The following is a 7,529-nucleotide window of genomic DNA, read 5'->3' on the forward strand; positions in this document are numbered from 1 at the left end:
TATTACTGTACAGCCAATTATTTTTTCATCAGGATTAAAGGTTCAGATTATTATTTACCGCTATTTCCGTAGTTGGATAACACACGGGCGGAAGGATCATTAACATTACATCCTTCCCATTGCTTATTAGGCATCCAGAAGTCTTTTATCATCTGTGACTGACCAGGATAATATTTTTCAAAAATTTCACGATACAGCAGCGATTCCTTGGTAAACGGCGCTGCATGAGTGTACTGTCCGCGCTTTCGTTCAAACTCGGCATCATCGTACTGTTCCTCAGCATATGCCTTTAAATGGTCAACCATGGAGTGACCGACGGCATCGGAAAATGCAGCCTTTTCTCTCCAAAGAATTTCCGGAGGGAGATAATCAAGACCTTCAAATGCATGACGAAGCAGATATTTACCTTTGTTATAATGATTACGTTTCATCTCAGGATCAATGGACATAACGTAGTGAACGAAATCAAGATCTCCAAAAGGAACACGTGCTTCTAAAGAATTTGATGAAATACATCTGTCCGCACGAAGAACATCGTACATGTGAAGTTCACGAACCCTCTTCTCAGCCTCTTTCTGGAATTCAGCCGCAGACGGAGCGAAATCAGTGTATTTGTAGCCGAAAAGTTCATCAGAAACCTCGCCTGTCAGAATTACTCTTAAATCAGTGGTTTCGTGAATTGCCTTGCAAAGCAGGTACATGCCCATGCTGGCACGGATAGTCGTAATATCGAAGGTACCGAGAGTATAGATAACATGTTCGAGTGAATTTATAACGTCATCTCTGGTAATAATAATTTCCGTATGATCAGCCTTCAGGTACTCAGCAGTCTGTTTTGCATATTTGAGATCAATTGCATCCTCTCTCATACCGATGGCAAAGGTCTTAATCGGATGTTCACTCTTTCTGGCGGCTATACTGCAGACCAGTGAGGAATCCAGACCGCCCGAAAGAAGAAAGCCTACCTTTGCATCTGATACCAGGCGTTTTTCAACACCGGCAATAAGCAGTTCTCTTATTTTTGTACAAACGGTTTCCAGCTGATCATCACGCAATTTCTCATCCGGTCTGGCAATATCGCAGTAACAGATAAATTCACCATTTTCGTAATAATGTCCTGGAGGGAAAGGTAAAATCTTTCCGTCCACAAGATCTGTCAAACACTTGGGCTCACTTGCAAATACAATATCATGAGCTTTGGTATAGCCGTAGTATAAAGGACGAATTCCGATAGGGTCACGGGCCGCAATCCATTTGTTGGAATTGTGATCATAAATAACACAGGCGAACTCGGCATCAAGCTTTTCAAACATTCCGGTGCCATACTCTTTATACATAGGTAAAAGCACTTCACAGTCGCTGCCGCTTGCAAACTGATAACCACGCTGTTTCAGTTCGCTTTTGATTTCTTCAAAACGATAGATTTCGCCGTTACACGCACAATAATCCCCATCCAGTTCAAACGGCTGCATTCCGTCAGGAGTCAATCCCATTATGGAAAGCCGCTGAAATCCCATTAATCCGTCACCTACCTTTAAGGCTCTGGAATCATCCGGACCTCTTGAAGTGCTTTTCAGCATTGAACTTTTGAGTGTTTCAGGATCTACTGACGGGCCACAAACAGAAAATATACAACACATATACGATACAATCCTTAATAATATGGGAATTTGATTAAATTTCTATCAGATTCCAGACATTTTTATAAAGAAAACAGAATTTATTTTACAGAAAACAGGAGTTCGCCATAGGATGGCAACGACCAATATGCTCTTGAAACGTATGTCTCAGCTTTATCAGCCGGACTGCGTAATTCCTGCATTTTAGGGAGGATCTGATCACGAATAAGGTGACTTTCCTTGATAATGTAAACCAAGTCCGGTTTTGCACCTGCTTCGATGTTTTTCTCAGTGATGAATAAACGTCACTGCTTAAAACTGATCGCATAATACGATCATCGAATACCATATAATCAAAATATTCGGAACAGAACCATTGTCATAATCAACCCCTTAATGTCAATTTCCGTGAATTAAAAACAATTTTTTCTTTAATTTCACTTATGTTAATACCGCTTTGGCTTTGTAATCTTTAATATATTTGTATATTTTTCTTTTTCAGAACATGGTCCTTAAGATATTTATCAGCCAATCGTGACATTCTTTAAGAGCTATGTTCTTTTACAATCATCTGCTAGAATTATAGTCATCTTTTATCTACAAATAAAATACTATAACAATACCTTTTAGGAGGCTTCTGGCATGATAGTGAAAAATCATGTCATCTTAATTAACTGTTAGAAATTAAAAAAGCCGCCTGTTATCCTTTAATAAACCATTACTTAAAGGAGTGCTAACAGATGGATTCAGCTGATACATTATGCAAAAAATTGCTCGGTGTCAAGTCCGCAGTTGTAACCGGACACGATTTTTATCAGGATTCAGACGGACTTAACCATCTTCGGATTCATGCTCGACCAAGTAAAAGGCATGAGAACGATTGTCCATTCTGCCATCGACATTGCAGGTTTTACGATATTCAGACACATTCTCCCCGTATCTGGCGTTCCCTTGACTGGAGCGGAACTCTGGTAGAGGTTGAGCTATGAGGTTAAATCTGACGAGATGTTGCTGACGGTTCATCGCTGGTTTGCTCGAAAATCCTGTCCGGGAAACTGGCTATTTGAAAGAATGACCAGTTTTGCTGACGAGGTTAATGGCAAACTGTGAAAAGAAGAAACAAAAAAATTTTAAAAACTTGAAATAATTCAATTAAAATAATATTTTTGGAATAAAAGGTTAAAAATAGCATTTAAAAGAGGTTGTTATGCTGATTGAGTTTCGAATTCAGAACTTTCTGTCATTCAAAGAACTGCAGACCTTTACTATGGTAAAAAGCAAAAGCAGCGAACGTCCAGGGAATGCCTTTCCAATCATGGCTGAAAAAGAGTTCAGTCTGCTTAAGAGCGCCGCAGTGTATGGACCAAATTCCTGCGGTAAATCCAACTTCCTGAAGGCTCTTTCCGCTATGAAAGGTATTGTTACCACTACTCTGCAGCGAGGGATGAAACTTCCTCTGACACCTTTCAAACTCAATCCGGAGACTGTTACTCAGCCTACGGAATTTGAAGTGAGTTTTATCGTCCGTGACGTGAAATACCAGTACGGTTTCAGCGCATCGTCAGATCAGATTTTTGATGAATGGCTTTTTGCATTTCCTGCAGGTCGTCCACAGAAATGGTTTGAAAGAGTTTGGGATGCCGAATCAGGGAAACATCTCTGGAAATTCAGTCAGTTTCTGCAGGGAGCCAAAAAGCTGTGGCAGCAGTCAACCCGTGAAAATGCATTATTTCTTTCTACAGCTGTTCAGCTTAACAGTGAACAGCTGAAACCGGTTTTTGACTGGTTCAGTAAAACTCTTCGCTTTGTAGGAACCGAAGGTTTATCTCCGGAGTCTACGGCGAGATTCTGTACGGGAAGCGGAAAAGAAGACGTTCTGAAATTCCTTAGAGCAGCTGATTTTAATATCGAAGATATCCACATTGAGGAAAAACACCTCCCCACTGAACCGACCTATGAAATCAACACGGTTCACACTGACAGCAATGGTCAGACAGTATTATTTAATTTCAGGGATGAATCCTCCGGTACGCAGAAATTCTTTTCTTTTGCTGAACCGATTCTGGATGTTCTTGCTAACGGTAGTGTTCTGTGTATTGATGAGCTTAATGTAAATCTCCATCCTAAGCTGGTTCAGTTTCTGGTGGAATTGTTTCATGATCCAAAAGCTAACCCTAAAAACGCTCAGCTGATTTTTACCACTCATGAAACAACCATTCTTACTCAGGAAATTTTCCGAAGAGATCAGATCTGGTTCTGCGATAAAAACAGAGAGCAGGCTTCATTCCTGTATCCTCTGTCAGATTTTAGTCCTAAAAAGGGAAAGGAGAATCTGGAACTGGGATATCTTTCCGGCCGCTACGGTGCGCTGCCTCTGGTTCGTTCTTTCTATGGAGTACAGTAATGGGCAGTGAAGATCTTTTCAAAAAGCGAAAAGCCAGAAGACTCAAAGATCAGCAGAGAAGAATCGGTTTTTGCAAATCCTACGACAGAGTACTTATTGTTTGTGAAGGTGAACAGACAGAGCCTTTTATTTTGAAAGCTTTAAACAGGAATATGACTTAAGCTCCGCCAATGTGGTGGTAACGGATGCATCCAAAGGTTCAGATCCTGTCAGTGTTGTCAGATATGCCGAAAAGCTGTTTAAGGCTTCTCAAAAGGATAACAACGCGTTTGATCGTGTTTTCTGTGTCTTTGACAAGGATCAGCACGGAAATTACGATGCTGCGGTTCAAATGCTCTCAAAAGGGAACAGCAAATTTACTGCGATCACTTCAGTTCTTGTTTTGAGTATTGGTTTGTCCTGCACTTTGACTATACCACGAAGTCTTTCCCGTCTGCCACTGCCGTTATTGCCGAACTGAAAAAGCACTTTCCTACCTACGCCAAAAACAGCAGTATATTTTATGCTCTTCGGGAGAAAATGCCTACAGCTATCAAGAACGCAGAAAAGGCTAATGCGTACGCAAGCAAAATCGGAACTGACAATCCTTCCACAAAGGTTGTTGAACTGGTGAAGTATCTGCTTGAACTCAATAAAAAGCAATAAATTATCTGATAAGAAAAAAGCCGACAGATAAGGGACTGTCGGCTAAAAATACAATGATTGACTCTCGGTTAATCGAACTTCTGATTAGTAATGTAATCTTCTACAGTGAAAGAGCCATCATTGATCTCATTAAGTCTCTGCTTAATTTTTTCAATAAGTTCTTTCATTTTAGGAAACGCGGCTTTGTATCCTTCATCGTCAAAAACGCAAGGCTCATCACCTACATCAAAATCATAAAATGAATCATACAAAGTTGCAGCTTCTTCATTAAGATTCTGCAGAATATTGTCACTATCTATCAGGGGATAACCTGTTTCACATCCTTCATTCCCATACACCCATAAAGGGCCATGAATGTATTCATTCATTAGCTTAACAGTATACACTATAACTTCTCCTTAGTTGTAGGATAAGCAGACACAATAAATCCGTTGGTTCCAATGCCGGATAAAATTAAATATTTGCCATTGTACCGGTAAATTCGTTCGTAGGCTTTACGCCCATTACGAGTAACTACAGATTCCTTTACAATAGTTCCTTTGCTGAATACGCTCTTGAGAAAAGAAGGAATTTTTCCTCTTGAAATACCAAACGCATTCTTGAAGTCCTTGGCATGTCCTTGACCTCCATTAGCTCCATCCAAAATATGTTTAAGCCCCCTTAACGAGTTACCATTTTCAAGCCACACAATTTTACCAGTCGTATCTCTGACTATAAAAACAATATCTTTTTCTGAAAATTTAATTGAGCTGGGTAAATGCAAAGCTCCCGATCATCGGTTTGTCGCCGGTGACCGGGAGCCTTTTTCATCTCGTAAAACTGGAATCTGTCTGTATAATCTCGGATATATCACTTCACCAACACAACGATATGAGCATTTTCAATCTCTACAACCTTTTTTACTTTCAGGCTGGCCTGTTCTGCAAGCGCCGCGATTTTCTCCGGCGTATCAGGATAGACTCGGATTCTTCTGTTGCCAAAATCAATCCATTCACTCTGGTTTTTGTCGATTGACAGACAGACAAGACCACTATCGTTCAAAAGTGCGCTGATTTTGTCGATCACCAACGGCTTATCCTGAAAGTGCATCATGGTTAGCGTAGAATAGATGATATCGAATGTCTCCCGAAATGGATGGGAAATGAAGTCGTCACAGATCAGGGTGATATTCGGGCAAAGCCGAAGATTCTCCCTGGCTCTCTCAACGGTCTTTGGCGATATGTCTATCCCGGTCAAATGCCGGCAACAGCCGGCTATCTTCTCTGCAATTCTTCCCGTCCCAACGCCGATCTCAAGTACCTTCTTGGATGGATTAAGTTCCAGCAGATCCAGAAACACCTGTCCATCCCACGATTCCATGTATTTCCTCAAAGCCGGCGGGTCACGGAAGGGATCGTTGTTTTCTTTAATCAGCAGATCATAATGGGTTTTTACGTCCATATCATCGCTCCAAATTCCGATTTAGTCCACGATTCCTTCATTCCTGAACTTGTCCAGCATCTCCAGCATGTGGATGCCGATCTTCTCCGGATCATTGTCCAGACCGGCGCAGACGACGCGGAGGCCGTCCGGTGTCAGTATCCGGCCATGTAGCTTATCAGTCTGGTATTGCTGGTACTTCTCATATTCTTTATTCGATATCTGCTTCATAGCGACCCTCAAACTCTCTGAAAACGATATTATTTTCTCGCTACTACAATTGGCTGATAGAATTCGGTTTCCTCTGGGAACTTCCATACAACATCATTACATCCACTGGCGAAGAGTAATTGTGTTAGCTCATCCCGACGCGTAGCCCTGTATTCACACTCGAACTTGCTAATCGTGAGAGAAGCTTCATCATCAATAATATATTGAGTGAGACGATAATTGTCGTTATTCCAAGTCCAAGTCTGAAAAGAAACGCGTTGACCGTTATTTGTTTTGTGAATATAGGGTGGAGAATAGGGTGGCTTACTCATTAATAGGCTGTCATAGTCCCTGATACTGGCGATAAAGATACCTCCCGATTTTACCTGCCCCATGATGCTTTTTACAGCTTTTCCCAAAGCCTCTGACGTAAGCATATGTGGCAGCGCATTATCCATAGCAATCACAATGTCAAACTGATCAGAAAAAGTTTCGGACAAAGCACAGAAGTCAGCATGGGCAAATCGGATCTCGGCTCCGTTTTGCGTAGCCCGTTCTCTTGCCTCAGCCAATTCACCCTCGCTGATATCCGACGCAGTGACGTGATACCCAATAGAAGCCAACCCGATGGCCTGTGTTCCTATTCCGCAGGCACAATCAAGGACTGACGCGGTTTTATCGAATCCATAGCTATGAAAAATATTGTTAAGGATAACCGCCTGCTCCTGTGTTGTTGCTTTCCAATCAAAAAACAGCTTATCATATTGAGACGCCATATTATCATAAAAGGTCTGTGTAATATTCATGTGAACAGCTCCTTCCTTTTGATGGTACAAATATAGCCGGGCTCATACCCGACTTCAACATATTTCTGTTAACTTCACGTGTAATTGTCTATCAAATGACGAACCAGGAGTGTAGAAAACAAAAGAGCCGGCAGTGATGAGGACTGTCGGCTCTACATGACATGACCTTATCTTTTACTATTTAATTTTGTATTCAACTTCTCTTAACGTAACGGAATCATCTGGTTCAACATCATATACCCCAGCAGAGCAAAGACCTTTTTCAAGACAGCTTGACTTTGCGGAAATAGGGCAATCCACACGCCCTTCAGCAACTGAGCAATCATAGATTAATGTTACATTTTCTCCGAAGAAATCAGGTGATGCTGTAATTTTTATTATAGAATCGTCTCCTTCAACACTAACCGTCACATTTGATATATATTT

At 41.2% G+C, this 7,529-nt stretch carries 12 protein-coding genes; 5 read left to right on the plus strand and 7 right to left on the minus strand.

What is annotated here, in order from left to right; all coding sequences use genetic code 11:
- Nucleotides 1–50 precede the first annotated feature (50 nt).
- Entirely contained in the window at nt 51–1,640 is a 1,590-nt protein-coding gene (gene asnB, locus T489_RS0108245) for an asparagine synthase B (RefSeq protein WP_031579573.1), read from the minus strand.
- 719 nt (nt 1,641–2,359) lie between these two features.
- Between asnB and T489_RS14915 the strand changes: the two genes are divergently transcribed.
- The 5 genes from T489_RS14915 (at nt 2,360) to T489_RS15625 (ending at nt 4,668) form a co-directional block, all read left to right on the plus strand.
- Complete coding sequence (locus tag T489_RS14915; RefSeq protein ID WP_157608144.1) at nt 2,360–2,608, plus strand: hypothetical protein; 249 nt, start codon at nt 2,360–2,362, stop codon at nt 2,606–2,608.
- 218 nt (nt 2,609–2,826) lie between these two features.
- Nucleotides 2,827–4,023, plus strand: coding sequence for an AAA family ATPase (locus T489_RS0108255; protein WP_031579574.1), 1,197 nt, complete (start codon nt 2,827–2,829; stop codon nt 4,021–4,023).
- Nucleotides 4,023–4,184, plus strand: coding sequence for a hypothetical protein (locus tag T489_RS14920; protein WP_157608147.1), 162 nt, complete (start codon nt 4,023–4,025; stop codon nt 4,182–4,184). Before T489_RS0108255 ends, T489_RS14920 begins: the two co-directional genes overlap by 1 nt.
- A 14-nt stretch (nt 4,185–4,198) precedes the next feature.
- Nucleotides 4,199–4,483: an RloB domain-containing protein gene (locus T489_RS15760; RefSeq protein WP_369791974.1), complete on the plus strand. Its 285-nt coding sequence runs from the start codon at nt 4,199–4,201 to the stop codon at nt 4,481–4,483.
- Nucleotides 4,378–4,668 carry an RloB family protein gene (locus T489_RS15625; RefSeq protein ID WP_084155472.1) on the plus strand — a complete coding sequence of 97 codons (291 nt, stop codon included), beginning with the start codon at nt 4,378–4,380 and terminating at the stop codon, nt 4,666–4,668. Before T489_RS15760 ends, T489_RS15625 begins: the two co-directional genes overlap by 106 nt.
- A gap of 68 nt (nt 4,669–4,736) precedes the next feature.
- On the opposite strand, the gene T489_RS0108265 is transcribed toward T489_RS15625, so the two are convergent.
- The 6 genes from T489_RS0108265 to T489_RS15215 all read right to left on the minus strand — a co-directional run.
- Complete coding sequence (locus tag T489_RS0108265; RefSeq protein WP_157608150.1) at nt 4,737–5,054, minus strand: RNA helicase; 318 nt, start codon at nt 5,052–5,054, stop codon at nt 4,737–4,739.
- Nucleotides 5,054–5,431, minus strand: a complete 378-nt coding sequence (locus T489_RS0108270; RefSeq protein ID WP_051621912.1) for a hypothetical protein — start codon at nt 5,429–5,431, stop codon at nt 5,054–5,056. Before T489_RS0108270 ends, T489_RS0108265 begins: the two co-directional genes overlap by 1 nt.
- An 86-nt stretch (nt 5,432–5,517) precedes the next feature.
- Nucleotides 5,518–6,108 (minus strand): class I SAM-dependent DNA methyltransferase, encoded by a 591-nt coding sequence (locus T489_RS0108275; protein WP_051621913.1) that lies wholly within the window; start codon nt 6,106–6,108, stop codon nt 5,518–5,520.
- 21 nt (nt 6,109–6,129) lie between these two features.
- Nucleotides 6,130–6,318 (minus strand): NapC/NirT cytochrome c, encoded by a 189-nt coding sequence (locus T489_RS0108280; protein WP_031579578.1) that lies wholly within the window; start codon nt 6,316–6,318, stop codon nt 6,130–6,132.
- Between the two features lie 29 nt (nt 6,319–6,347).
- Complete coding sequence (locus T489_RS0108285) at nt 6,348–7,103, minus strand: class I SAM-dependent DNA methyltransferase (protein ID WP_051621914.1); 756 nt, start codon at nt 7,101–7,103, stop codon at nt 6,348–6,350.
- Nucleotides 7,104–7,280: 177 nt separating this feature from the next.
- Nucleotides 7,281–7,529 (minus strand): hypothetical protein (locus T489_RS15215; protein ID WP_031579581.1); only part of this gene is annotated, 249 nt, incomplete at its 5' end.

Source organism: Ruminobacter sp. RM87, from assembly GCF_000701925.1.
In the GTDB taxonomy this organism is placed as follows: Bacteria; Pseudomonadota; Gammaproteobacteria; order Enterobacterales; family Succinivibrionaceae; genus Ruminobacter; species Ruminobacter amylophilus.

Bases quoted from the DNA above. Each gene is read 5' to 3' on its own strand.
- T489_RS14915 (WP_157608144.1), top strand. From the start codon at position 2,360: ATGGATTCAGCTGATACATTATGCAAAAAATTGCTCGGTGTCAAGTCC.
- T489_RS0108280 (WP_031579578.1), bottom strand. From the start codon at position 6,318: ATGAAGCAGATATCGAATAAAGAATATGAGAAGTACCAGCAATACCAG.
- T489_RS0108285 (WP_051621914.1), bottom strand. From the start codon at position 7,103: ATGAATATTACACAGACCTTTTATGATAATATGGCGTCTCAATATGAT.
- T489_RS14920 (WP_157608147.1), top strand. From the start codon at position 4,023: ATGGGCAGTGAAGATCTTTTCAAAAAGCGAAAAGCCAGAAGACTCAAA.
- T489_RS0108255 (WP_031579574.1), top strand. From the start codon at position 2,827: ATGCTGATTGAGTTTCGAATTCAGAACTTTCTGTCATTCAAAGAACTG.
- asnB (WP_031579573.1), bottom strand. From the start codon at position 1,640: ATGTGTTGTATATTTTCTGTTTGTGGCCCGTCAGTAGATCCTGAAACA.
- T489_RS0108275 (WP_051621913.1), bottom strand. From the start codon at position 6,108: ATGGACGTAAAAACCCATTATGATCTGCTGATTAAAGAAAACAACGAT.